Source organism: Arthrobacter sp. APC 3897 (assembly GCF_030407495.1).
Lineage (GTDB): Bacteria > Actinomycetota > Actinomycetes > Actinomycetales > Micrococcaceae > Arthrobacter_B.
Genome location: NZ_JASDDG010000013.1, coordinates 1 through 24,107 on the forward strand (window position 1 = coordinate 1; position 24,107 = coordinate 24,107).

Below are 24,107 nucleotides of genomic sequence, written 5' to 3' on the forward strand. Positions count from 1 at the left end.
GCGCCGCCGGCCAGCAAAAAGCCCGCCCCCTGATGCGGGGAGCGGGCTATGCGGTTTCTGGCCGAAAATTTCTAGGCGCTGGGCTTTTCGTCGTCGTTCTTCTTGTTCCCGGCCTGCTTTTCACGCTCGCGGAGTTCAGCCTCACGGCGCTTGAGTTCTGCTTCCTTCTCCTGCTGCCGACGGCGGATGGCCAGGTTGCGCAGGAACTCCGGATCGTCGTCGGGAGCGGTGGGACGGCGAGGCTTCCGGTTCTTCGGCTCCGGACCGCTCATCGGGCGGCCAAACAGGAACCACAGGAGCGCGCCAAGCACCGGCAGCAGCACGATCGTGAAGATCCATGCAGTCTTGGAGATGCTGCGCACATCCTGCGCCCGCGACATGATGCAGTCGATGATGGCGTAAATAATGACGGCGGCGACAATGATGACACCGAAAAGCACGAGGCGAGGCATGAATCAATTGTAGGGGAGCCTTCCTGACCTTCAGCTGTGAGTTCCGTGCCGGGCGGGTCGCCGCGGCCGTCGAACCGGCTGCGAAGAAGCCACGGGGAGGAACAGCCACTAGAATGGCTGTGTGGCTTTCTGGAAATTTACCGCTCTCCGCCTTGGTTTGGTGGCCCTCTTCTTTGCAGCATGTGTCTGGCTCGGGCTGGGCCTGGTGCTCTCAGCGATCGTCGGTGCCATCCTCGCGTGGTGCGTGACGTACCTGTTCTTCCGCGACATGCGCGACGCCGCCGCACGCACCGTGCAGCAGCGTTTCCATGGCAACAACCCCCGGACCACCAACCGGGTTGAACGCGACGACGCCGGCGCCGAGGACAGCCTGCTGGACAAGCACCCGGACGTGCAGATTAACTCCGACCGCCGTCCGCGCAGCGAGTCCTGAGCAGCATTCCCGGTAATTCCCGGCAGCGTCCCGGGGAAGGCCCCTAAGCCAGCATCCTGGTGAGGACCAGGCCGAGGCTGTACAGCAGGGCGAAGCCGAGGTTGATCAGCCCGGTCTGCTGCAGGACCGGGATCAGGCTCCTGCGCTTCCTGCCCTTGAGCATCAGCCAGCTGGGCATCAGGCAGGCCGGAATCAGCAGCAGCACCAGCAGCACCCAGGGGTAGTCGGCGGCGAGGAACAACGGCAGCAGGATGGCCACTGCCAGCATCATGACGTAGCTGATGCGGGCGGCCTCATCTCCGAGCCGTACAGCCAGGGTCCGCTTTCCGACCTCGCGGTCGGTGGGGATGTCCCGGACATTGTTGGCCATCAGCAGCGCCATCGCGATCAACCCGGTGCCAACTGCACCGATGAGCGCGGGCAGGCTGACCTGTCCCGCCTGTGTATAGGTGGTGCCAAGGGTTGCCACCAGGCCAAAGAAGACAAACACGAACAGATCGCCCAGACCCCTGTAACCGTAGGGGTTTCGGCCTCCGGTGTAACCCCAGGCGGCCGCCACGCAGCCTACCCCCACCAGGATCAGGAACCAGGCAGAGGACAGGACCACCAGCGCCAGCCCGGCAACCATGGCGGCGCCAAAACAGGCGAAGGCCGCGTACTTGACCTGCTTGGCCGGTGCGGCGCCGGATCCGGTCAACCGCAGCGGACCCACACGGTTGTCATCGGTTCCCCGGATGCCGTCGGAGTAATCATTGGCGTAATTCACGCCCATCTGCAGCAGAATGGCCACCAGAGCGGCGAGCACGGCGTTCAGCGGTTTGAACGACTCCAGGTCATAGGCTGCGGCCGTTCCGATAATGACCGGCGCAACCGCCATCGGCAGGGTCCGGGGGCGGGCTCCTTCTAACCACTGCGCGGCTGTAGCCACAATCAACATCCTCTTGTTCTAGTGATGGTTCTCAACGTTCTATTGTGCCGCGCGGTTCTGTTGTGCCGTTCGCCCGGACCTCCGCCGGGACGGCGCCGGCGGCACCTTCAGGGGTGCGTGTGCCCGGCGGCCGCCAGCAGCCGGCGAATCCCCAACCGGTCAGTCTTGCCGTTGGCCAGCAGCGGCAGGGCCTCCAGCAGAAGAACCACCTTGGGCACAGCGGGTTTCCCCAGCGCCGAGCGGACCGCACCGCGGACCTTCTCCGGGTCCACGGAGCCGACGACGGCGGCGCCCACCACGCTGCCCCACTCAGGGCTGTCCAAGCCCAGCACCACGGCCTCGGACACCTCGGGGAGCTGTTCGATGGCGGCACCGACAGCCGCGGCGGAAATTTTGATCCCGCCGCTGACGATGACGTCATCCAGTCTTCCGGAGACGGCGACCCGGCCGTCCCGCACGTCGCCCGTGTCATCGGTGCGGTACCAGCGCTTGCCGGAGTTGAACCGGAAGCGTTCCGCGGTCAGTTCCGGCTGTCCCATGTACCCGTCGGCCAGGACGTCGCCGGCAATCCAGAGCGCACCGGATTCCACTGCGACATCGACGCCGGGCAGCGGAACGCCGTCGTACACACAGCCGCCGCAGGTTTCGCTCATGCCGTAGGTGGTCACGACGTTCAGGCCCTGGGCAGCGGCGTCGGCGAGCAACGCGGCGCCGGCCGGTGCCCCGCCAAGCAGGATGGCGTTGAACCGGCGCAGGACGCGCAGGGTCTCCGGCTCCGGGTTGGTCAGCAGCCGGTGCAGCTGGGTGGGCACCAGGGAAGTGAACCGGTTGCGGTCAGTCATTTGTTCGGCAGCCTGCGTGAAGCGGGCAGCGCTGAAAGATCCGGAGGTGTCCATGAACACCGGATGGGTCCCTGCATACAGGGACCGGATCAAAACCTGGACACCGGCGATGTAGTGCGCCGGCAGAGCCATCAGCCACTGGCCGTCCGCCCGCAGCGCCATGGCGGTCGCCATGGAAGAGGCAGCCAGGGCATCGGTGCTGAGCATCGTCTGCTTGGGGGTTCCGGTGGACCCGGAGGTGCTGATCACCAGTGCGATGTCATCGTTGGGCAGTTCCCCGGAGAACGTCTGGTTCGGGTCCGCGTGCGGAGCGACCGCCGGACCTTCGCCGGCGAGGGCGTCCGCCAGCGGTGCCAGCAGCGCCTCGGCATTGAACCCGGCGGGAGTATGGACGGTCAGCAATTCCATGGCGGCAGCCTAGAAGTAGTAGGGGAAGGAGGACCAGTCGGGGTCCCGTTTTTCCAGGAAGGCTTCCTTGCCCTCCACCGCCTCATCCGTCATGTAGGCCAGCCGTGTCGCTTCGCCGGCGAAGACCTGCTGGCCGGCCAGACCGTCATCAGCCAGGTTAAACGCGAACTTGAGCATCCGGATGGCCTGCGGTGACTGCCGGGCAATGTCTGCGGCGTATTCCAGCGCCACCTTCTCCAGATTCCCGTGATCCACCGCCTCGTTTACCGCTCCCATGGCAACCATGTCCTCGGCGGAGTATTCCCGGGCGAGGAAGAAGATCTCGCGGGCCTTTTTCTGGCCAATCTGCCGGGCCAGCAGCGCCGAACCGTAGCCGGCGTCGAAACTGCCCACGGTGGCGTCCGTCTGCTTGAATTTGCCGTGCTGGCGGGAGGCGATGGTGAGGTCGGAGACCACGTGCAGGCTGTGCCCGCCGCCGGCCGCCCAGCCGTTGACGACACTGATGACCACCTTGGGCATGGTGCGTATCAGGCGCTGCACTTCCAGGATGTGGAGCCGGCCGGCGCGGGCAGGATCGATGGTTTCCCGGGTCTCACCCTCGGCATACCGGTAGCCGTCCCGGCCGCGGATCCGCTGGTCTCCGCCGGAGCAGAAGGAGTGCCCGCCGTCCTTGGGGGAGGGCCCGTTGCCGGTGAGCAGCACGGTGGCAACGTCGGGGGTCATCCGGGCATGGTCCATGGCACGGTAAAGCTCGTCCACGGTGCCGGGGCGGAACGCGTTGCGGACCTCCGGACGGTTGAACGCAATGCGCACGGTGGGCAGGTCACGCACAATCCCGCCGTCGGCAGAGCGCTCCACGTGGCGGTGGTAGGTCATGTCCTGCAGGTCCTCAAACCCGGAGACAAGACGCCACTGCTGCGGGTCGAAAATATCGGACACCTGTTCAGGAAGATCTGTGCTCACAGTTCCGAGTTTATCGCTCCATCACAAACCCGCTGTGCGCAACCCGGCGCGGGCCCGCACCGGGGTGCGCCGGGCCGTCCAGTCTGCCGGGTAAGGCGGGTATTTGGGGCAGCGGGCCTGTCCAGCACATCCGCACTGTCCTAGCGTTGGGTTCATGGCTGGCTCCGCTCCGGGGATCGATGGCCCGGCAACAGAAGCAATGCTCAAGCTCGGCAGGTTTTTTACCCGCTGGGATGAGACCGACGACGGCCGTGCCGTGTTCCGGGAGGGCGGCCGCAAGGGCGATTCCTTCTATCGGAACCGCTGGAGCCACGACAAGGTGGTGCGCTCCACCCACGGAGTTAACTGCACCGGATCCTGCTCCTGGAAGGTCTACGTCAAAGACGGGATCATCACCTGGGAGGCCCAGGAAACGGACTATCCCACGGTGGGCCCGGACCGCCCGGAATACGAACCCCGCGGCTGCCCGCGGGGCGCCGCGTTCTCCTGGTACACCTATTCGCCCACCCGGGTCCGCTATCCGTACATCCGCGGGGTGCTCCTGGAAATGTACCGGGAGGCGAAGAGGAACACCGGAGACCCGGTGCTCGCCTGGGAGCAGATCGTCAATGACCCTGAACGCCGGCGCACCTATCAGCAGGCCCGCGGCAAGGGCGGGCTGGCCCGGTCCACCTGGGCTGAGGCCCTGGAAATGACCGCCGCCGCCCACGTCTCCACGGTCAAGAACTACGGTCCGGACCGCTGCACGGGGTTTTCACCCATTCCCGCCATGTCCATGGTCTCCCACGCCGCCGGTGCGCGCTTCATCAACCTCATCGGCGGGGTGATGAACAGTTTCTACGACTGGTACGCGGACCTGCCGGTGGCCAGCCCGCAGGTTTTCGGTGACCAGACGGACGTTCCCGAATCGGGGGACTGGTGGGATGCCACCTACCTCATGATGTGGGGGTCCAATATCCCCGTGACCCGTACTCCCGACGCGCACTGGATGGTGGAAGGGCGGTACCGCGGCACCAAAGTGGTCTCGGTCAGCCCTGACTATGCGGACAACACCAAATTTGCCGACGAATGGCTGCCCGCGCAGGCCGGGTCCGACGGCGCGCTCGCCATGGCAATGGGCCACGTCATTCTCAAGGAGAATTTCGTGGACCGTAGGGTTCCGTTCTTTGAGGACTATGTCCGCCAGTTCACGGATCTTCCCTTCCTTGTCAGCATCAATACCCGCACCGACGGTTCCGTGGTGCCCGGCAAGTTTCTCACCGCAGCCGACCTCGGTCCCGCGGAAGCCGGTGCTGCGGACGCGGCCTTCAAGACGGTGCTGCTGGACCGTGACGCCGGTACCCCGGTAGTGCCCAACGGCTCAGTGGGGTTCCGCTACAACGACGCCGACGCCGGCAAATGGAACCTGGACCTGCAGGGCGTGGTTCCGGCGCTGTCCATCGCCGATGCGCCGGCATGGCAGGGCGAAACCAGCCGGGTGGACCTGCCGGCGTTCACCGATCCGAGCGGTATCGGCTCCGTCCTGCGCCGAGGCGTCCCCGTCATGACGGTGGCCGGCCGCACGGTGACCACCGTGTTTGACCTGATGCTCGCCCAGTACGGTGTGGGCCGGGACGGTCTGCCCGGGGAATGGGCCGCCGGATATGACGACGCCGAAACCCCCTACACTCCTGCCTGGCAGCAGGAAGTTACCAACGTTTCACCTGACGCCGTGATCCGCACCGCCCGGGAGTTCGCCGCCAACGCCGAGAAGTCCAAGGGCCGCTCCATGATCATCCTCGGGGCCGGAATCTGCCAGTGGTATCACGGTGACGTCACATACCGGGCCATCCTGGCGATGCTCATGCTCACCGGCTGCGAGGGACGCAACGGCGGCGGCTGGGCCCACTACGTGGGCCAGGAGAAATGCCGGCCGATCACGGGATGGGCGGCAATGGCCTCGGCCGGTGACTGGAACCGGCCGCCGCGGTTTATGATCGGCACCGCTTTTTGGTACATGCACACCGACCAGTTCCGCTCCGACGGGTACTCCTCCGACTCCATGCAGTCGCCGCTGGCGCAGGGGCATCTGCGCGGCCTGCACACCGCAGATGTGATCGCCAAGTCCACCCGCATGGGCTGGATGCCGTTCTTCCCCCAGTTCGACAAGAAGAACTCCCTCGATGTGGCCGACGAGGCGGCGGCGGGGGTTGCCCGCGGCGAAGCCAGGGACGAAGCGTCCTGGGTGGCCGGCCGGCTCAAGGACGGCAGGCTGCGGTTCGCCGTCGAAGACGTCGATGCCCCGGAAAACTGGCCGCGGACCCTGGTCCTGTGGCGTTCCAACCTGCTGGGCTCCTCGGCCAAGGGCGAGGAGTACTTCCAGAAACACCTCCTGGGCACCCTGAACAACGTCATGGGGGCCGATCACGGCGAGTCCCGGCCCGCCGACGTCGTCTGGCATGAAAACGCACCGCAGGGGAAGCTGGACCTCCTGGTCTCCGCAGATTTCCGGATGACCAGCTCCACGCTGCTCTCCGACGTCGTCTTCCCGGCCGCCACCTGGTACGAGAAATATGACCTCTCCTCCACCGACATGCACCCGTACGTGCACGCCTTCACCCCCGCTATTGCACCGCCGTGGGAAGCCAAGACGGACTATGACCTGTTCCGGCTGCTCTCCGAGGAGTTCTCGCGGCAGGCAACGGTCCATCTGGGAGTGCGCAAGGACATGGTGGCCACGGCGCTAACCCATGACACCCCCGGTGAAATTGCCCAGCCGGGCGGGCACGCCCCGGACTGGAAAGGCACGGATATCCCGGCAATTCCGGGTAAGAACCTGCCTTCCCTGGCCGTGGTGGAGCGGGACTACACGGCTGTCGGCGAGAAATTCGTTGCCGTCGGGCCGCTCGCGGACAAACTGGGCCTCACCACCAAGTTCGTGAAATACGACGTGACCAAGCCGCTGGAGGAACTCGCCCGGAAGCACGGAGTCTTTGACCGCGGGGCGGCGGCGGGACGCCCTGCCGTGGACACCGACGCACGGATGGCAGAGGCCATCCTCCTGCTCTCCGGTACCACCAACGGGGAACTGGCGGTGCAGGGTTTCAAGACGCTGGAGAAGCGGACGGGCACCCGGCTGGCTGATCTGGCCGAGGGTGCGGAAGACAAGAAGATCACCTTCCGCGATACCCAGGACCGGCCGACGCCGGTGATCACCTCGCCGGAATGGTCCGGCTCGGAAACCGGTGGCCGGCGCTACGCCCCGTTCACCATCAACATCGAACGGCTTAAGCCTTTCCACACACTGACCGGACGGATGCACTTCTTCCTTGACCATGACTGGATGCAGGACATGGGGGAGGCGCTGCCGATCTACCGGCCTCCGCTGGATATGCACCGGTTGTTCGGGGAACCGCAGCTGGGTACCCGCGGGGATCTGTCCGTGGCAGTGCGGTACCTGACCCCGCACAACAAATGGTCCATCCACTCCGAGTACCAGGACAACCTGCTGATGCTCTCCCTCTCCCGGGGAGGCACCGCCGTCTGGATGAGTACGCAGGACGCCGCGCTGATAGAGGTCAATGACAACGACTGGGTGGAGTGCATCTCCAACAACGGGGTCCTGGTGGGCCGGGCCATTGTGTCCAGCCGAATGCCGGCCGGGGTCATTTACGTCCACCACGCGCAGGAGCGCATCATCGACGTGCCCAAGTCGGAGGCGACCGGCAGGCGCGGCGGCATCCACAATTCGGTGACCCGCATCCTGGTCAAACCCACCCATATGATCGGCGGCTACGCGCAGCTGTCCTGGGCCTTCAACTATCTGGGCCCCACCGGCAACCAGCGCGACATTGTCTCCGTTGTCCGCAAACGTTCCCAGGAGGTGGCGTACTGATGCGCATCATGGCCCAAACAGCAATGGTGATGGCGCTGGACAAGTGCATCGGCTGCCACACCTGTTCCGTGACCTGCAAACAGGCCTGGACCAACCGGGCGGGGACCGAATACGTCTGGTTCAACAACGTGGAAACCCGCCCCGGGCAGGGGTATCCGCGCCGGTATGAGGACCAGGAGAAGTGGAAGGGCGGCTGGGAGCTGAACAGCCGCGGCAAGCTCAAGCTGAAAGCGGGCGGCCGGCTGGCCAAGCTCTTTGGCATCTTCGCCAGCCCTGTCCAGCCCGAGCTTGACGACTACTACGAGCCGTGGACCTACGACTACGAGAACCTCATCAACGCCCCGGCAGGCAATGATTTCCCCGTGGCGAAGCCCAAGTCGCTGATCACCGGACAGGACATGAAAATCCAGTGGTCGGCCAACTGGGATGACGATCTCGGCGGTTCGGCCCGCACGGAGCTCAGTGATCCGGTGCTGGAGAAGATGCGCCGCGAGGCCGAGGAGAAGGTGAAGCTGGAATTTGATTCCACCTTCATGTTCTATCTGCCCCGGATCTGCGAGCACTGCCTCAATCCGTCCTGCATGGCGTCCTGTCCGTCCGGAGCCATTTATAAGCGGGAAGAGGACGGCATTGTGCTGGTGGACCAGGACCGCTGCCGCGGCTGGCGGCAGTGCGTGACCGGTTGCCCGTACAAGAAGATGTACTTCAACCACCGCTCCGGCAAGGCCGAGAAATGCACCTTCTGCTATCCCCGCATCGAGGTGGGCCTGCCCACCGTGTGCGCCGAGACCTGCGTGGGCCGGCTGCGGTACATCGGCATTTTCCTGTACGACGCCGACCGGGTAACCGCCGCCGCATCCGTGCCGGATGAAAAGGACCTCTACGAGGCCCAGCTGGATTTGATGATGGATCCCAATGATCCGGAGGTGATTGCCGCGGCGCGGGCTGAAGGCATCCCGGAGGACTGGCTGGAGGCCGCCCGGCGCTCACCGGTGTACGCGCTGGCCAAGACCTTCCGGGTGGCCCTGCCGCTGCATCCGGAGTACCGCACCATGCCCATGGTCTGGTATGTGCCGCCGCTGTCCCCGATCGTGGATGTGCTGAATGAGCAGGGGCACGACGGCGAGAGCGCGGACAATCTCTTCGGCGCCATCGACGCGCTGCGGATCCCGGTGGAGTATCTGGCCGAGCTGTTCACCGCGGGTGACACGGATCTGGTCACGGGCGTCCTGCGCAAGCTCGCAGCGATGCGCGCCTACATGCGGAATATCACCCTTGGTGATGCCCCTGATGAGCAGGTTGCAGCAGACGTGGGAATGACCGGCGAACAGATAACGGCCATGTACCGGCTGATGGCCATCGCCAAGTATGAGGAGCGCTACGTCATTCCCAGCGCCCATCTCGAGGACGCCCACAACCTGGAGGAAATCGGTTGTTCGCTGGATGTCGAGGGCGGCCCCGGTATGGGGCAGACCGGTGTCTTCGGTGAAGCCTCAGGCAAGCCGATGCCGGTGGCAGTGGAGAACTTCGCCGCGCTGCAGGCCCGCCAGCGCGGGGATGACCCGACAGGCAACGGTGACCTGGGCGGCCGCGTGAACCTGTTGAACTGGGACGGACGCGGATCACCCAAGGGGCTGTTTCCGGCTGACGGCAACCGCGGTGAGCCCGGGACCACGGGCGGCACGCAGCCCGGGGACAGCGGGTCCGGCCTGGGAGCAGGCTATGACCAGGCCGAAGGCGACGGTCCGGACCGGCAGGGAGGTGACCGGTGAGCCTGCTGGAGAAGCTGCTCGGCAAACCCGGCAGGGGCACCGTTGAGCCGGAACCGTACAAGGACGCCAACCCCAGCCGAAGCGCCGTTGTCCGGCAGGTCTGCGGCCTGCTGCTGGAGTATCCGGACCAGGAACTGGTGGATCTGGTGCCCTCCATGCGGGCGGCGCTCGCGGAGGCCGGCGCGGATGCCGAACCCCTGGAAGAACTGTTTTCCCGGCTCACCACCGAACGCCTGCCCGAGGTGCAGGCAGACTATGTCCAGGAATTCGATCTGTCCAAGCGGCACAGCCTGCACCTGACCTACTGGACTGACGGAGACACCCGCCGCCGCGGTGAGGCCCTGGCTGCCTTCAAGGAGGTCTACCGGGCACACGGCGCCCTGCCTGAGGGCACCGAACTGCCGGACTACCTTCCGCTGGTGCTGGAATTCGCAGCCAAGGTGTCCCCGGCGGACGGCTACGAGCTGCTGCAGCGCTACCGCCCCTCGCTGGAACTGCTCCGGCTGGCGCTGCGGGATGACAACCTTCCATACTCCGGCGCCCTCGCTTTGGTGTGTTCAACGCTGCCCGGGGTGTCTCCCGAGGACCGCCAAACGGTCATGCAGACCGCCGGCTACGGGCCGCCCACGGAAACGGTGGGCCTGGAACCGTACAGTTCGCGGCTGTTGCCGGTGCATGAAAGGAACGCGCCATGATACGTACGGACGTACCCCCGCCGGCCGACGTGCAGGTGGGTCTGGCGGATGTGATGCTTTGGGGCGTGCTGCCTTACGTGGTGCTGGCGGTACTGATCCTCGGATCAATTTGGCGCTACCGGTATGACCAGTTCGGATGGACCACGCGGTCCTCGCAGCTGTACGAGTCCCGCCTCCTGCGCATCGCCTCACCGCTGTTCCACTTCGGCATCCTGGCGGTTATCGTGGGCCACTTCGTGGGGCTGGTCATTCCAAAAACCTGGATGGACGCCATCGCGATCAATGAAGACCGGTACCACTTCTTTGCCCTGAGCGTTGGCTCCATTGCCGGCTTCGCCACGCTCGTGGGAATTGTGCTGCTGATCTACCGGCGGCGGACCACGGGGCCGGTTTTCATGGCAACCACCCGCAATGACAAGGTCATGTACATCTTCCTGCTCGCCGCCATCCTTGCCGGCTTGGCCACGACCGTTTTTTCCGTCTTCGACGCCGGGATCGTGAACTACCGGGACACCGTGTCCCCCTGGTTCCGCTCCATCTTCATCTTTCAGCCGGATATCGCCGCGATGACCGCCGCTTCCCTCTCCTTCAAGATCCATACCCTGTGGGGCCTGGCCCTGTTTGCCCTCTGGCCGTTCACCCGCCTGGTGCACGCATTCACCGCTCCGCTGCAGTACCTGTTCCGCCCGTACATCGTGTACCGCTCCCGCGGGCGGCGCCCGGTTCCCGGAGCTGCTGCCCCGCGGCGGGGCTGGGCTCCGGTGGGGACCCCGGACCGTAACCGCCGGGGAATAACCCGCGACTGATGGCAGGCACCAGCCCAGCACGAGAGGAAACCCCATGTCAGCGTCAGCGCAATCGCCGGCTTCGTCCACGGACCTGAGATCCGGGCAGTTGAAGAACCTCATCGTCGCCACGGTGGCGTCCACTGTGGGGTTCTGGGCCTGGACCATCATTGGACCGCTGTCCAGCCGCTACGCAGCGGACATGGACCTGGGTGCCGGGCAGACCTCCATCCTCGTGGCCATGCCCATCCTGGTGGGATCCGTGGCACGCATCCCCGTGGGTGCCCTGACCGACCGGTACGGCGGGCGGATCATGTTCACCGTCATCCTGGGGATCACCGCGCCCCTGGTGCTGCTCACCGGGATAGTGGGACAAATGGGAAACTTCCCGTTCCTGGTGGTGATCGCGTTCTTCCTGGGCATCGCCGGGACGGTCTTCGCGATCGGCATCCCGTTCTGCTCAGCGTGGTACGAACGCAACCGTAAGGGCTTCGCCACCGGCGTTTTCGGAGCCGGCATGGTGGGCACGGCCGTCTCGGCCTTCTTCACCCCGCGGCTGGTCACCGCCGTCGGCTACATGGGCACCCACATCACCATCGCCGTCGTCGTGGCTGCCATGGCGGTGCTGAGCTGGCTGATCCTGCGTGAGTCACCGGCCTGGTCTGCGCCCACCGAGCCGGTGCTGCCGAAGATCACCCACGCCTTCACCCTGCGCGTGACCTGGCAGCTGTGTTTCCTCTACGGCGTGGTGTTCGGTGCGTTCGTGGCGTTCTCGAATTACCTGCCCACCTATCTGGGCAACGTGTACGACTACGATGCCACCGCTGCCGGAACCCGTACCGCGGGGTTCGCCGTGGCCGCTGTGATCGCCCGGCCCATCGGCGGAACCATAGCGGACAAGGTGGGGCCGAAACTGGTGACACTGACGTCGCTGGCCGGCACCGTTGTCCTGGCCGTCGTCGTTGCGCTGCGGCCAGAGGAGGAACGCGTGTACGGCACGGCGTTTATCCTGATGGCCCTGTTCCTGGGCCTGGGCACCGGCGGCGTGTTCGCCTGGGTCGGCAGGGCAGCACCGGCGCAGGACGTAGGCACGGTGGGCGGAATCATCGCCGCCGCCGGGGGACTGGGCGGCTACTTTCCGCCGCTGGTGATGGGAGCAACCTATGATCCTGCCAGCCGCAGCTACTTCGTGGGCCTGATGCTGCTGGCGGCCTTTGCCGCCGTCGCCTTCCTGCTGACTTTCACGGTCCGCAACGGCGGCAGGACGGATCAGCGCACCCGCTCCACCTGAGAACACCCGAGCGCCTGACCCGAACCGAAGCTGTTACTGCGCGTCCGCAGAACATCCGCCAGAGGGCAGCAACAAACAGTGCGGCCGGGGCGCCGCCGGCAATCCAGGGGCCGGATCTGCCGCGGCGCTGTTTCAGGCCGGCGGCGCCGTTGACGGTGGCCGATGTACTTTCCTTCAAAAACGTCTCCATTAGTGATCCCTAAACACAATGGGGCGAGTTAAATTACGGCGACGAACATAAAGAGGGCATTTTCGTGAATGCTAGGCGTCATTGTGGACCCGGGCCTGTAACCAGAAAGATCCGCCGTTGGACGTCTCCACAGTGACCGATAGATCCGGGATTTTCCCTGCGGCAGCAGGATCGCTGATGTTCACGTCAATCGGCCCGTTGGCACAGTCATGATCTTCGATCGCGGGGAGGATGGGGTCGGTTTTGACCTCCAGGGTTCCGCCCGGGCTGCACGTCACGGCAATCGTGATGGAATCACCCTCCTTCAATCCGCCCTCGACAGCGTAGGTTCCGGCACTTGTTCCCTGCTCAGAGAGGACAAGTTCTTCCGCAGGATAAGGCTGGAGTTTTGATTCCGGCGAGAGCGGTTCCGCTAAAGGTGTGCCTGCAGCCGATGCTGCTGCAGATGAGGGAGCGGGCGCGGATGAAGGGGAGGAGGCAGAGGGTGCCGGGTTGTTGGCGCCGGTGCCTTCTGAATCGGTGCTGGCCGCCTGATCCGCAGAGCAGGATGCCAGGACAATTAGCGCTGAGCATGCCAGCAAAACCCTCGTCCCATTCCTGGTGGAGATCCTGGAAATGTGCGGTGATTCGTTCCGAAGCGTATTTTCCATTGTCGACCCTAACCACATCAGCTGTGCCCGGATCAAGGCTTTTGGATAATGAATCCCGAATGTCTTCTGCCTTCATCCCGGATCGATTTTGGGGCAGGAGTAGAGTCAGAGGATGGGTGCAATCGAACTGGTCCTCATCCGGCACGGCGAGAGCGCGGGAAACGTAGCTGCCACAGCAGCGCACCGTTCCGGCGCGGAAATCATCGATATCGGGCTGCGGGACGCTGATGTTCCGCTGAGCGACGCCGGCGTGCAGCAGGGTGAAGCGCTGGGCCGCTGGTTCACCGGGCTGCCCGGCGATGAACGCCCCGAGGCCGTCTGGTGCTCGCCGTATCTGCGGGCCCGGCAGACAGCGGAGCTGGCCGGCCTGCAGGACATCCGTCTGGACGAACGTCTCCGCGACCGGGAGCTGGGGATCCTGGACCTGCTGACCTCTGCGGGAGTGGACGCCCGTTTCCCCGAAGAAGCCCAGCGCCGCAATTGGCTGGGCAAGTTCTCCTACCGGCCGCCGGGCGGAGAATCCTGGGCCGATGTTGCCCTGCGGCTGCGTTCGGTCCTGAGGGATATCGACGACGAGAATGACGGCAAGCGCGTCGCCGTCGTCTGCCACGATGCAGTGATCATGCTGATCCGGTACATCTGCGAGCAGCTCAGCGAGGCCGAACTCCTTGATATTGCCGCGAACACGAGCGTCCGCAATGCTTCCATCACCCGTCTGACGCGGCCGGAAGGCAGGGGCCGCTGGATTATGGAGAGTTTTAATGCCGTTGACCATCTGGAAACCGGCGGTGCCCCGGTGACCGAACACGCAGGAGATGACAACCATGTCCACCCCCGCTGAACCCGTAACCCCGGCACTGCTGAAGGGCTGGCAGGTCAATCGTGAGGCCTCCGACAAATCCGACCGCGGCAACGTGCTGGTGGTGGGAGGCGCACGGCGTTCGCCCGGTGCTGCCATGCTCACCGGCCGCGCCGCCCTGCGCGTAGGAGCCGGCCGCCTGACGCTGGCCGTGGCCGAATCAGTGGCCGTGGATGTTGCCGTGGCGGTGCCGGAATCCGGGTGCGCTGCGCTGCCCGAAGAGAACGGCGGGATCTTAGGTTCCGGAGCTGGCGGGGCAGTGAAAGCTGACCTGGGAACGTCCGACGTCGTGGTGGTTGGCCCCGGATTGGATGACGCCGAATCCACCGCAGACCTGCTCCGGAGCATTGCTCCGCTGATGAAGGCTGACGCGTCGGTGGTCCTGGATGCCTATGCACTGGGTGTGCTCCCCGGGGTGCCGGAGGTCTATGAACGCTGGGCCGGCCGCCTGGTGCTGACTCCCAACAAGAAGGAAGCCGCACGCCTGCTGGACCTTGACCCCGGGGCGGACCTTGACGTGGAGCAGGCAGCGCTGGACATTGCTGCCAAATACCAGGCCGTGGTGGCGGCCCAGGGCTTCATCACGGCGCCGGACGGCCGGCGCTGGGAAGTTCCCGCGGGCAACTCCGGTTTGGGCACATCCGGCAGCGGAGACGTTCTCGCCGGCGCCATCGCCGGATTCCTGGCCCGCAAAGCCACCCCCGAACAGGCTTCCTGCTGGGGAACCTACCTGCACTCCACCGCCGGAGACCGGCTGGCCGCGGCCCAGGGACCCCTCAGTTTCCTGGCCGGAGAACTGCTGGACGCGATGCCCCGCGTCATGGCGGAACTGACCGTCTAGCGTGGCAAATCTCCGCCGGCCGGATTTCGTGTCCTATGCCTTCAGCGGGCGGGACGGAATTGCCGCCGGTTTTTATCTGCTGTTCCTGCTGATCTTTAGTTACGCCCCGGGGCTGGGCATCCCGGGCCTGACCGAACTGATCCCCGATCCGCTGCTGGCGGGCTACGTGGTGAATCTGGCGTTCTATCTTTCCGCCGGTGCGCTGGCTGCCTGGGCGTCCTGGCGGTATGCGGTGCGGGAAACCCGCATCCTGGCGACCCGGCCCTGGCTGACGCTGGCGATCATTCCGGGCGGGGTGTTCGCCATGCTGCTGCTCACCGCCGTCGCCGTGGCCTTCACCGGTCCGCCCGAAACAGCGGTGAACCAGGAAGCCGTCCAGGGCCTGGTGGTGTCCCTGCCGCCGCTGCTGATCATCCCGCTGCTGGTCATCATCGCGCCCTTCGTGGAGGAGTACATCTTCCGCCATCTGCTCATCGGCAAGCTCAGCAGGCACCTGAACCTTTGGGTATGCTGCCTCATCTCCGTGCTGCTGTTCGCAGGCATCCACCTGGCCGGGAAGGAAGCGCTGACGCTGCCGGTCCTGGTGCCGTATCTGGCTATGGGTGCGGTGCTGGTGGGCATCTATGTGTGGGCGGGCAAAAACTTCATCCTGTCCTACGCCGTGCATGCCGCGAAGAACCTGCTGGCCGTCCTGCTGACCTACGCCGTTCCCGCCGAGCTCCTGCAATAACGGTGGGCGTTTTCGCAATCAACGCAGATCTGGATGTCCAAGCTCATGCCGGGAAGATTAGCCCCGCTGCCCCGGGCCGCGGGACGGCCCCACAGACACTTTTTGACCGCTGACGCCTTTCGTCACGCCGGGGCGCCCACATTGACCGCGTTCGGACACCGTGCAATTCTTTACAGAACGAATGGTCAGTAAATGCTGCCCGGCCAGCGTCGGCCGGCGGCACACAGACGGTGGGAGCAGACATGACTGAAGCGTTTCTCGTGGGCGGAGTGCGGACCCCGGTAGGCAGATACGGCGGTGCGCTCTCCGGCGTCCGGCCCGATGACCTGGCGGCACTGACGCTGCAGGAACTGGTGGCGCGCGAGGGCCTGGATCCCGCCGTCGTGGACGAAGTCATCCTGGGCAACGCCAACGGTGCCGGCGAAGAGAACCGCAACGTAGCGCGCCTCGCCGCTCTGCTTGCGGGGTTCCCCAGCGACGTTCCCGGCATTACCGTGAACCGCCTCTGCGCCTCCGGCCTGTCCGCCATCATTATGGCCTCGCACATGATCAAAGCCGGGGCGGCGGACATTGTGATTGCGGGCGGCACCGAGTCCATGAGCCGCGCTCCCTGGGTCACCGAAAAGCCTGCCAAGGCCTTCGCCAAACCCGGGGAGACCTTCGATACCTCCATCGGCTGGCGCTTCGTGAACGAACGTTTCGCCTCGGGAGATCTTTCCCGCGACGGCAAGATGACGTACTCCATGCCGGAAACCGCGGAGGAACTCGCCGCCGTGGACGGCATCTCCCGTGCGGACGCGGACGCTTTTGCCGTCCGGTCCCACGAGAATGCGCTGGCAGCCATCGCCGCCGGGCGTTTCAAGGATGAGATTGTTCCCGTTACGGTCAAGGACCGGAAGGGCGACACCGTGGTGGACACCGACGAGGGGCCCCGCGAGGGCACCACCGCCGAGGTGCTGGCCAAGCTGCGTCCCGTGGTCCGGTCCGGCGGCATCGTCACCGCCGGAAACTCCAGCACGCTGAACGACGGGGCCTCCGCCATCATCGTGGCGTCCGAGCGGGCCATCCGTGAATACGGACTCACCGCGCGGGCACGCATTGTGGACGGGGCCTCCGCCGGAGTGCCGCCGGAAATCATGGGCATCGGCCCTGTCCCGGCCACGCAGAAGGTCCTCGCCCGCAGCGGCGTGAAACTTGCCGACGTCGGCGCCTTTGAACTGAACGAAGCCTTCGCCACCCAGTCCCTGGCCTGCATCCGCCGGCTCGGCGTGAACGAAGACATCGTGAACAACGACGGCGGCGCCATCGCCCTGGGGCATCCCCTGGGGTCCTCCGGCTCCCGGATCGCCATTACGCTGCTGAACCGGATGGAACGCGAGGGAGCCGCCCGCGGCATCGCCACCATGTGCGTGGGCGTGGGACAGGGTACCGCCATGCTCATTGAGGCCGTCTAAATGGGCGCCGATTACAGCTCCTTCACCACCCTGCAGGTCACCGAGGGGAACGGACGGGTCGCCGCTGTCCTGAACCGGCCCGAGGTCCGCAACGCCATCGATGCAGCCATGGTTGAAGAGCTGCACGCGCTGTGCGCCGACCTGGAAGAGAACCCCCGGATCCTCATCCTCGCCGGAAGCGGCGGGATTTTCGCCTCCGGTGCGGACATTGCCCAGCTGCGTGAACGCCGCCGAGACGACGCCCTGCGCGGCATCAACTCCACAGTCTTTGCCCGGATCGCCAAACTGCCCATGCCCGTCATCGCAGCACTGGACGGTTACGCCCTGGGCGGGGGAGCGGAGCTGGCCTTCGCGGCGGACTTCCGGATTGGCACCGGTCGCCTGAAAATCGGGAACCCGGAGACCTCGCTGGGCATTCTTGCTGCCGCGGGTGCCGCCTGGCGCCTGAAAGAACTCGTGGGTGAACCGCTCGCCAAGGAAATCCTGCTGGCCGGACGCGTGCTGACGGGACAGGAAGCGCTGGAGTGCCGCCTGGTCACGGAACTCACCGAACCCGGGCAGCTCCTGGACGCCGCACATGCCCTGGCCGACCGCATTGCCCGCCAGGACCCGCTTGCCGTCAGGCTCACCAAAACGGTGTTTGCCGCCCCGGCTGACGCCCACCCCGCCATTGACAATTTGGCGCAGGGGATTCTGTTTGAGTCACAGGCCAAGTTTGACCGTATGTCAGCGTTCCTTGAGAGGAAGAAAAAGTAATGGCAGTTCCCTCCATGGTTGGAGTGCTGGGCGGCGGCCGGATGGGTGCGGGCATTGCCCACGCCTTCTGCACGGCCGGAGCAACCGTAGTGGTGGTGGAGCGCGACGACGACGCCGCCTCAGCCGCTTATGACCGCGTTGCCGCCGCGCTGGCCAAGAGTGTCGATCGCGGCACCGTTACCGAGAGCCTGGCGGACCTGACCGGGCGCCTGTCCGTCTCCACCGACTATGCGGCGTTCTCCGCGGCCGGGCTGGTGGTGGAAGCGGTGCCGGAGGATTTCGGGCTGAAAGCGGCAGCCCTGGTGGCCGTCGAAGAGCAGCTGGGATCCGAAGCCTGGCTGGCGTCGAACACGTCCTCACTGTCCGTTTCCGGTCTGGCGGAAAAGCTGGAGCGTCCGGAGCGGTTCTGCGGCCTGCATTTCTTCAACCCGGTTCCCGCCTCCACACTGATTGAAGTGGTGCTGGGGAAGCAAACCTCCGAAGAGCTGGCCGAAGCTGCTGCGGCCTGGGCACGGGACCTCGGCAAGACGCCCGTCGTCGTGAATGATGCCCCGGGCTTTGCCAGTTCCCGGCTGGGAGTGGCCATCGCGCTGGAAGCCATGCGCATGGTGGAGGAGGGCGTGGCCACGGCTGAAGACATCGATGCCGCCATGGTCCTGGGTTACAAGCACCCCACGGGTCCGCTGCGGACCACCGATATTGTGGGACTGGACGTGCGGCTGGGTATTGCGGAGTATCTTGCCCAGACCCTCGGCCCGCGGTTTGCTCCGCCGCAGATCCTCCGCGACAAGGTGGCCCGCGGCGAGCTCGGCCGGAAATCCGGCAAGGGTTTCTTCGACTGGTCCTAGAAGGGCGCATGATGGGCAACCGGGATGTGGACTGGGAAGGCGCGGCGAATGCCCGTGACCTCGGCGGCATCCCCGTTGCCGGCGGCGTGGTGGCACCAGGCCGGATCTTCCGGATGGGCCGCTCGGAATGGCTGACGGAGAACGGCTGGCGGCAGGCGTACGACGACGGCGTCCGCACCGTCGTCGACCTGCGCAACGATGTGGAGCAGGGCCGCCGGGACACGGATCCGGAGGTGAGCCCCGGCGCCGCCCGGGATATGACGTTCCTGACCCGGCCCACCCAGGACGCCAAGGATCCCGAGTTCACGGCGCTGACCGGACCCTACATGGACTCCCCGCGGTATTACCGGGAAAACCTGCGCCGATGGCCGGAAAAGATCGCCGCCGTCGTTTCATCCATTGCGGACGCCGGTGACGGAGCAGTGGTGGTTCACTGCTCCGCCGGCCGGGACCGCACCGGACTCATTGTCATGCTGCTGCTCCGGCTGGCCGGCGCATCACCGGAAGCCATTGCCGACGATTATGAGCAGGCCGTCCGCGGTATTAACGCCTTCCATGCCACCCAGGCGCAGCCGAGGGAGAAGCCGCTGACCGCGGAGCAGGAGGACGCAAGGGCGGAGGACGGACGGCGGGAGCTGCTCCGCGCGTTGGAGGGGCTGGACGCGGAGCAGTACCTGCGCAGTGCCGGGGTCAGCCCTGCTGCGATTCAGCGGGTTCGGCGCCGGATGCTGAGCTGAACCCGCTACATGGCCTGAGTCCTTCCGCCGTCGCTAAGTAGAAAAAAGAGCGCCGGGCCGGGCCGTCGAAACCGCCGGGGACCAGGAGCGAAGAGTACCGGGCGCACCATTGGGCTGATCCGCCGGAACCGGCGAGAGCCAGGGCAAGCGCCGGCAGGTCATGGAACCACATCAGTTGCTGCCTGCCGTCCACCACCAGCTGGACGATGCCCAGGTCCAGGTCCACGTAGGCCTGGGCGTCCACCCAGTCGTCGAAGCCCACAAGCTGCTTGGCATGGATTTGGTGAATGCGGTGGCCGGGCCGGAAGCTGACGCACCGGGTGTCACTGGAAGAGCTCACAGTGTTTTCCTCTACAGGTTGTCCTTGCCTGCGCCGGTCGGCGTCAGGCCGCTTCGTCATCCGAACCACCCGCCGAACATGGGGTTGGTGTGAGGCCAGTCGGAGCTTTTACGGACCCGGATTTCTCCGGGTGCGTTGGCCGCCTCTCGTGAAGCTGACACCACCATAGCGCATGCCGGTGACAGCCGGGAACTGCCGCCGGACGGGAGGCATCAGCGCCAGCCGGCCGCCGGTGCAACATGCTTCACGATGTTTTCCAGCAGCTGCACGTTGTAATCCACGCCAAGCTGGTTGGGTACGGTGACGAGCACCGTGTCCGCAGCCTGAACCGCGGCGTCGGCGGCAAGCTGGGCGGCAATGACATCCGGTTCGCCGATATAGCTCTTCCCGAACCGGGCCAGGCCGCCGTCGAGCCGTCCCACCTGGTCGCGTCCCTCGGCCTGGGCTCGCAGCCCGAAGTACCGGCGGTCAGTGTCTGTCACCAGCGGAATGACGCTGCGGCTGACGGAGACGCGCGGAGTTCCCCCGTGCCCGGCATCAGTCCAGGCCTTGCGGAACACCGCAATCTGCTCTGCCTGGAGTTCGTCGAAGGGAACGCCGGTGTCCTCTGTCAACAGGGTGGAGCTCATCAGGTTCATGCCCTGCTCTCCGGTCCACTTGGCCGTAGCCCGGGTCCCGGAACCCCACCAGATCCGGTCTGAGAGTCCGGGGGACTGCGGATCGACAGCCAGCGGGTCGGAACTGCCGGTCATCACGGGATCCGCGTTCGCCAGGCCTGCACCGGCAATCGCTGCCCGGAACACCAGCGTGTGCTTGCGGGCCTCATCAGCGTCGGTGCTGTCCCCGGTGGGAACATAACCAAAGGCCTCGTAGCCGCGCAGTGCGGGCTCGGGTGAACCGCGGCTCAGGCCGAGCTGAAGCCTGCCGCCGCTGATCAGGTCCGTGGCCGCTGCTTCCTCGGCCATGTACAGGGGATTTTCATAGCGCATGTCGATCACTGCCGTTCCCAGTTCCAGCCTGCTGGTCCGGGCGGCCATGGCGGACAGCAGGGGGAAGGGAGCAGCGAACTGCGGGGCAAAATGGTGGACCCGAAGGTAGGCTCCGTCAACGCCCGCTTCCTCTGCCGCCACTGCCGTTTCGACGGTCTGCAGGAGGGCATCACGGGCTGTGCGCACAAAGGAGCCCGGCACATCGCGGTAGTGTCCAAAGGAAAGGAAGCCGATCTTCTTCATGTTCATTCACAGCATCGGTTTCCGAGCAGATATTCCCGGCTGCCGGCACTCCGGCACCACTGGAAGAGAGGCGAACAGCATGCACCTGACCATGGTCCCCGGGATCGGCGGTTCCAATGATGAGCACTGGCAGAGCCGGTGGCAGGACGGCACCGCTGGCGTGTCCCGGATTTCGCCGTCGTCGTGGGATGACCCGAACCTGGAGAACTGGATGGACGCGCTGGACGCCGCCGCCGGCTCACGGGGCGGTGACACCATCCTCGTGGCCCACAGCCTGGGGTGCCTGGCCTCCGCCGAGTGGCTGCTGCGTAACCCGGGAGGCGCCCGGGGCGTGCTGCTGGTGGCGCCGCCGGATCCGGCCGAGCCCGCCTTCCCTGATACCGCCGGATCATTCCGGGACCCGCGGCTGCAGCCGCTCCCGGTGCCCGGCCTGCTGATTGCCAGCGAAAACGATCCCTACTGCACCCTGCCGGGGGCACGGCTGCTGGCAAAGGCCTGGGGTGTCCCCGTGATCGACGCCGGACCGCTCACCCACATCAACGACGAAAGCGGGATCGGGAACTGGCAGCAGGGCCGGGATCTGCTGACCGCCTTTGCGGCGGGACTGGGTGTTTCCATTCCCCTCGGTTGAAAGTCAGGTAAGAATGGCCCCATGAAACTTCCGGTAATGCCGCCCGTGGCCCCGATGCTGGCCAAAGCCGTGACTGCGCTGCCCGAGGGGGAATACTCCTATGAGCCCAAATGGGACGGGTTCCGCTCGATCATTTTCCGCGACGGGGATGAACTGGAGATCGGCAGCCGGAATGAAAAGCCGATGACCAGGTACTTCCCGGAACTGGTGGAGGCCCTCAAGGCAAACCTGCCGGAGCGCTGTGTGGTGGACGGCGAGATCATCCTGATCAGCGATTCCGGGAAGCGGCTGGAGTTTGAAGTCCTGCAGCAGCGCATCCATCCGGCGGCCAGCCGGGTAAAACTCCTGGCCGAACAAACACCGGCGGCTTTTGTGGCCTTTGACCTGCTGGCGCTGGATGACACCGGTTTCCTGGACCGGCCGTACGCGGAGCGCCGAAGCGCACTTGAAACCGCGCTTGCCGACGCCGCCGCACCCGTTTACCTGACCGCCCGCACCACCGAACCAGGCACCGCGCAGCGCTGGTTCAGTGAATTCGAGGGGGCCGGGCTGGACGGCATCGTGGCCAAGCCACTGGCGGACTCCTACCAGCAGGGCAAACGCACCATGGCCAAGTACAAGCACGAGCGGACCGCGGACTGCGTGCTGGCCGGCTACCGGGTGCACAAATCCGGTCCCGATGCGGTGGGCTCGCTTCTGCTGGGTCTTTACAACGACGACGGCGAGCTCACCAACGTGGGCGTGGCCGGAGCGTTCAGCATGGCACGGCGGCGTGAACTGTTCGCTGAACTGCAGCCGCTGGTGTCGGATTCGGCGGACCACCCGTGGACGGCGGACAAACAGGACACCGGGACGCGCACACCCCGCAATTCGGAGGGGAGCCGCTGGAGCGGCGGCAGGGACCTGTCCTTTGTGCCGCTGCGGCCTGAGCGGGTGGTGGAGGTCAAATACGACCACATGGAGGGGGAACGGTTCCGGCACACCGCGCAGTTCCTGCGCTGGCGGCCGGACCGCTCCCCGGACTCATGCACCTACAGCCAGTTGGAGGAGCCGGTGAAGTTTGATCTGGCGGAAGTCCTGTCGGCACCGGCCGGAGGCTAGTTTCAGCTCCGCCCGCGGCAGTGCCCCTTGCCTCCCTGGCCCAGCCGTTCCACGTCCACCGCTGCGGTTATGGCCGCAAAGTAGCCTTCGCTGTACCCGGTGGCGGTGGGATGCAGGGCGTAGGGATCGGTGACGTTCAGAATCCAGGGATCCGCTGAGCCGATGCCGTGGCCGGCAAAGGCGTCGGTGACGTCCACGAAGGTGCCGTCGCCCACCTGCCCGGCGACGACGTCGTTGAGCGCGTCGGTTCCGGCGTTGAACAGGTTCTGCGCCTCTGTGCTGAGAATCCCGGGTGTTCCCGCTTCGAACAGGTACGGGTAGCCGGCCACCACGAGTTCGGCACGCGGCGCGGTTTCGCGGATCTGCGCAAAGCTGGCCTGCAGCTGGGGAACAACGGTGTTCTCCGCATAAGCCTGTGCTGCAGCCAGCGCGGGGGCGCAGGTCTCCGGCAGCGCAGTTCCGGCGCAGGCTGCCACGACGGAGCCGAACTGGATGTCGTTGCCGCTGATGGTGACGGTGACCAGATCGGTGTCCCGGTTTAACAGGTTTGCGGACACGGCGGTGGAGATCTGTTCCGGGAGGTCCACCGGACCCGCAGGCGGTGCCGGGGCGGTGGTCAGGGCCGTGGCTCCGGCGCAGGACTGGTCGCTGTCCAGCTCCACGCGCGGCAGGGCATCCAGCAGTGCCGGATAGCCTTGGGCCGTGCGGCCGCAGGCGTCCAGCAGCGGTCCGCCGCCGTAACCCGAGGCATACGAATCTCCGAAGGCTACGTAGTCAACAGTCTTATCCCGGCCGTGACCGCCGCCGTGACCCTTCCCGTGTCCTTTTCCGTATCCGCCCCGGTGGACGCCGCTTTTCCCGGGGCCGGCCCGGTGGCTGCCGTCTGCGCGGGCATCGGAGCCGGAGCCTGACACTGTTTCCGCAGCGGACGCGGGTGCGGCGGTCACCGCGCCGGCGAGGGCGCCGGTCAGTCCCAGCAGCAGGGCGCCGATCAGGCCGGTGCGCCGCAGCCGGACGGCCGGCCCGGATTTCCCGGAGCCGGCGGGGGAGGAGGGAACTGAAGATGGTGCCGGAGTTCGGAACTCGTGCATGGTGCTCCTTCGGAGGATGCGGATATGCGCTCCAACGTAGTCCTGCGCATTCTCCGCACAATACCGTGGGCAGCTGCTGCGGACGCAAGACGGGTAGATTTCCGGCAGTCCGACCTGCAGGGTGTGCTGCGCCACATCCTGCTGTAGGCTAAATCCTATTACTGAACGTCCGGTCAGTTATCCGGTGGTGGGGTCTGTCGACCG

General features: G+C 65.8%; 23 protein-coding genes and 1 riboswitch. Of the genes, 15 read left to right on the forward strand and 8 right to left on the reverse strand.

Features of this window, described 5'->3' with window-relative positions:
* Positions 1 to 71: 71 nt before the first annotated feature.
* On the reverse strand, positions 72 to 452 hold the full coding sequence (locus QMA10_RS07900; RefSeq protein ID WP_290167330.1) for a PLD nuclease N-terminal domain-containing protein: 381 nt from the start codon (positions 450 to 452) through the stop codon (positions 72 to 74).
* A gap of 121 nt (positions 453 to 573) precedes the next feature.
* On the opposite strand from QMA10_RS07900, the gene QMA10_RS07905 reads away from it, so the two are divergent.
* A complete protein-coding gene (locus QMA10_RS07905) occupies positions 574 to 885 on the forward strand; it encodes a DUF4229 domain-containing protein (RefSeq protein WP_290167331.1) in 312 nt (103 codons plus the stop codon).
* 43 nt (positions 886 to 928) lie between these two features.
* Here QMA10_RS07905 and QMA10_RS07910 read toward each other — a convergent pair whose 3' ends face one another.
* The 3 genes from QMA10_RS07910 to QMA10_RS07920 all read right to left on the reverse strand — a co-directional run bounded on the left by QMA10_RS07910 (position 929) and on the right by QMA10_RS07920 (position 4,026).
* Complete coding sequence (locus tag QMA10_RS07910) at positions 929 to 1,813, reverse strand: 1,4-dihydroxy-2-naphthoate polyprenyltransferase (RefSeq protein ID WP_290167332.1); 885 nt, start codon at positions 1,811 to 1,813, stop codon at positions 929 to 931.
* Positions 1,814 to 1,920: 107 nt separating this feature from the next.
* Entirely contained in the window at positions 1,921 to 3,063 is a 1,143-nt protein-coding gene (locus QMA10_RS07915) for an AMP-binding protein (protein ID WP_290167333.1), read from the reverse strand.
* A 9-nt stretch (positions 3,064 to 3,072) separates the two neighbouring features.
* A complete protein-coding gene (locus QMA10_RS07920) occupies positions 3,073 to 4,026 on the reverse strand; it encodes a 1,4-dihydroxy-2-naphthoyl-CoA synthase (RefSeq protein ID WP_290167335.1) in 954 nt (317 codons plus the stop codon).
* Positions 4,027 to 4,180: 154 nt separating this feature from the next.
* On the opposite strand from QMA10_RS07920, the gene QMA10_RS07925 reads away from it, so the two are divergent.
* From QMA10_RS07925 to QMA10_RS07945, 5 genes are read left to right on the forward strand one after another with little or no spacing between them, the layout of a single operon-like run.
* On the forward strand, positions 4,181 to 7,900 hold the full coding sequence (locus QMA10_RS07925) for a nitrate reductase subunit alpha (RefSeq protein WP_290167337.1): 3,720 nt from the start codon (positions 4,181 to 4,183) through the stop codon (positions 7,898 to 7,900).
* Positions 7,900 to 9,672 (forward strand): nitrate reductase subunit beta, encoded by a 1,773-nt coding sequence (gene narH, locus QMA10_RS07930; RefSeq protein WP_290167339.1) that lies wholly within the window; start codon positions 7,900 to 7,902, stop codon positions 9,670 to 9,672. The genes QMA10_RS07925 and narH overlap by 1 nt, the downstream gene beginning before the upstream one ends.
* Positions 9,669 to 10,367 (forward strand): nitrate reductase molybdenum cofactor assembly chaperone, encoded by a 699-nt coding sequence (narJ, locus tag QMA10_RS07935; RefSeq protein ID WP_290167341.1) that lies wholly within the window; start codon positions 9,669 to 9,671, stop codon positions 10,365 to 10,367. The genes narH and narJ overlap by 4 nt, the downstream gene beginning before the upstream one ends.
* A complete protein-coding gene (narI, locus tag QMA10_RS07940; RefSeq protein WP_290167344.1) occupies positions 10,364 to 11,173 on the forward strand; it encodes a respiratory nitrate reductase subunit gamma in 810 nt (269 codons plus the stop codon). The genes narJ and narI overlap by 4 nt, the downstream gene beginning before the upstream one ends.
* Positions 11,174 to 11,207: 34 nt before the next feature.
* Entirely contained in the window at positions 11,208 to 12,443 is a 1,236-nt protein-coding gene (locus QMA10_RS07945) for an MFS transporter (RefSeq protein WP_290167345.1), read from the forward strand.
* A 261-nt stretch (positions 12,444 to 12,704) separates the two neighbouring features.
* Here QMA10_RS07945 and QMA10_RS07950 read toward each other — a convergent pair whose 3' ends face one another.
* Positions 12,705 to 12,941, reverse strand: coding sequence for a hypothetical protein (locus tag QMA10_RS07950; protein ID WP_290167346.1), 237 nt, complete (start codon positions 12,939 to 12,941; stop codon positions 12,705 to 12,707).
* A 454-nt stretch (positions 12,942 to 13,395) separates the two neighbouring features.
* Between QMA10_RS07950 and QMA10_RS07955 the strand changes: the two genes are divergently transcribed.
* From QMA10_RS07955 to QMA10_RS07985, 7 genes are all read left to right on the forward strand, one after another.
* On the forward strand, positions 13,396 to 14,124 hold the full coding sequence (locus QMA10_RS07955; protein ID WP_290167347.1) for a histidine phosphatase family protein: 729 nt from the start codon (positions 13,396 to 13,398) through the stop codon (positions 14,122 to 14,124).
* Entirely contained in the window at positions 14,108 to 14,983 is an 876-nt protein-coding gene (locus QMA10_RS07960; protein WP_290167349.1) for an NAD(P)H-hydrate dehydratase, read from the forward strand. Before QMA10_RS07955 ends, QMA10_RS07960 begins: the two co-directional genes overlap by 17 nt.
* A 1-nt stretch (position 14,984) precedes the next feature.
* Entirely contained in the window at positions 14,985 to 15,713 is a 729-nt protein-coding gene (locus QMA10_RS07965; protein WP_290167351.1) for a CPBP family intramembrane glutamic endopeptidase, read from the forward strand.
* Positions 15,714 to 15,955: 242 nt separating this feature from the next.
* Positions 15,956 to 17,167, forward strand: a complete 1,212-nt coding sequence (locus tag QMA10_RS07970; protein ID WP_290167353.1) for an acetyl-CoA C-acyltransferase — start codon at positions 15,956 to 15,958, stop codon at positions 17,165 to 17,167.
* Entirely contained in the window at positions 17,168 to 17,923 is a 756-nt protein-coding gene (locus tag QMA10_RS07975; RefSeq protein ID WP_290167354.1) for an enoyl-CoA hydratase/isomerase family protein, read from the forward strand.
* On the forward strand, positions 17,923 to 18,771 hold the full coding sequence (locus QMA10_RS07980; protein ID WP_290167355.1) for a 3-hydroxyacyl-CoA dehydrogenase family protein: 849 nt from the start codon (positions 17,923 to 17,925) through the stop codon (positions 18,769 to 18,771). The genes QMA10_RS07975 and QMA10_RS07980 overlap by 1 nt, the downstream gene beginning before the upstream one ends.
* Before the next feature lie 8 nt (positions 18,772 to 18,779).
* Positions 18,780 to 19,508, forward strand: a complete 729-nt coding sequence (locus QMA10_RS07985; protein WP_290167356.1) for a tyrosine-protein phosphatase — start codon at positions 18,780 to 18,782, stop codon at positions 19,506 to 19,508.
* Here QMA10_RS07985 and QMA10_RS07990 read toward each other — a convergent pair.
* Together QMA10_RS07990 and QMA10_RS07995 are read right to left on the reverse strand one after the other, a co-directional pair.
* On the reverse strand, positions 19,462 to 19,848 hold the full coding sequence (locus QMA10_RS07990) for a hypothetical protein (RefSeq protein ID WP_290167357.1): 387 nt from the start codon (positions 19,846 to 19,848) through the stop codon (positions 19,462 to 19,464). The two genes, QMA10_RS07985 and QMA10_RS07990, sit on opposite strands and share 47 nt — an antisense overlap.
* Positions 19,849 to 19,863: 15 nt before the next feature.
* Positions 19,864 to 20,002: riboswitch (SAM riboswitch) on the reverse strand.
* A gap of 58 nt (positions 20,003 to 20,060) precedes the next feature.
* Entirely contained in the window at positions 20,061 to 21,086 is a 1,026-nt protein-coding gene (locus tag QMA10_RS07995; RefSeq protein WP_290167358.1) for an LLM class flavin-dependent oxidoreductase, read from the reverse strand.
* A gap of 73 nt (positions 21,087 to 21,159) precedes the next feature.
* Here QMA10_RS07995 and QMA10_RS08000 point away from each other — a divergent pair, with 73 nt between their 5' ends.
* Together QMA10_RS08000 and QMA10_RS08005 are read left to right on the forward strand one after the other, a co-directional pair.
* On the forward strand, positions 21,160 to 21,711 hold the full coding sequence (locus tag QMA10_RS08000; RefSeq protein WP_290167359.1) for an alpha/beta hydrolase: 552 nt from the start codon (positions 21,160 to 21,162) through the stop codon (positions 21,709 to 21,711).
* Positions 21,712 to 21,732: 21 nt separating this feature from the next.
* Positions 21,733 to 22,812, forward strand: coding sequence for an ATP-dependent DNA ligase (locus QMA10_RS08005; RefSeq protein ID WP_290167361.1), 1,080 nt, complete (start codon positions 21,733 to 21,735; stop codon positions 22,810 to 22,812).
* A gap of 2 nt (positions 22,813 to 22,814) precedes the next feature.
* On the opposite strand, the gene QMA10_RS08010 is transcribed toward QMA10_RS08005, so the two are convergent.
* A complete protein-coding gene (locus tag QMA10_RS08010; protein ID WP_290167363.1) occupies positions 22,815 to 23,903 on the reverse strand; it encodes an SGNH/GDSL hydrolase family protein in 1,089 nt (362 codons plus the stop codon).
* Between the last annotated feature and the right edge of the window lie 204 nt (positions 23,904 to 24,107).

Bases quoted from the DNA above. Each gene is read 5' to 3' on its own strand.
- QMA10_RS07900 (WP_290167330.1), bottom strand. From the start codon at position 452: ATGCCTCGCCTCGTGCTTTTCGGTGTCATCATTGTCGCCGCCGTCATT.
- QMA10_RS07915 (WP_290167333.1), bottom strand. From the start codon at position 3,063: ATGGAATTGCTGACCGTCCATACTCCCGCCGGGTTCAATGCCGAGGCG.
- QMA10_RS07925 (WP_290167337.1), top strand. From the start codon at position 4,181: ATGGCTGGCTCCGCTCCGGGGATCGATGGCCCGGCAACAGAAGCAATG.
- narH (WP_290167339.1), top strand. From the start codon at position 7,900: ATGCGCATCATGGCCCAAACAGCAATGGTGATGGCGCTGGACAAGTGC.
- narI (WP_290167344.1), top strand. From the start codon at position 10,364: ATGATACGTACGGACGTACCCCCGCCGGCCGACGTGCAGGTGGGTCTG.
- QMA10_RS07945 (WP_290167345.1), top strand. From the start codon at position 11,208: ATGTCAGCGTCAGCGCAATCGCCGGCTTCGTCCACGGACCTGAGATCC.
- QMA10_RS07955 (WP_290167347.1), top strand. From the start codon at position 13,396: ATGGGTGCAATCGAACTGGTCCTCATCCGGCACGGCGAGAGCGCGGGA.
- QMA10_RS07960 (WP_290167349.1), top strand. From the start codon at position 14,108: ATGTCCACCCCCGCTGAACCCGTAACCCCGGCACTGCTGAAGGGCTGG.
- QMA10_RS07970 (WP_290167353.1), top strand. From the start codon at position 15,956: ATGACTGAAGCGTTTCTCGTGGGCGGAGTGCGGACCCCGGTAGGCAGA.
- QMA10_RS07975 (WP_290167354.1), top strand. From the start codon at position 17,168: ATGGGCGCCGATTACAGCTCCTTCACCACCCTGCAGGTCACCGAGGGG.
- QMA10_RS07980 (WP_290167355.1), top strand. From the start codon at position 17,923: ATGGCAGTTCCCTCCATGGTTGGAGTGCTGGGCGGCGGCCGGATGGGT.
- QMA10_RS07985 (WP_290167356.1), top strand. From the start codon at position 18,780: ATGATGGGCAACCGGGATGTGGACTGGGAAGGCGCGGCGAATGCCCGT.
- QMA10_RS07995 (WP_290167358.1), bottom strand. From the start codon at position 21,086: ATGAACATGAAGAAGATCGGCTTCCTTTCCTTTGGACACTACCGCGAT.
- QMA10_RS08000 (WP_290167359.1), top strand. From the start codon at position 21,160: ATGCACCTGACCATGGTCCCCGGGATCGGCGGTTCCAATGATGAGCAC.
- QMA10_RS08005 (WP_290167361.1), top strand. From the start codon at position 21,733: ATGAAACTTCCGGTAATGCCGCCCGTGGCCCCGATGCTGGCCAAAGCC.
- QMA10_RS08010 (WP_290167363.1), bottom strand. From the start codon at position 23,903: ATGCACGAGTTCCGAACTCCGGCACCATCTTCAGTTCCCTCCTCCCCC.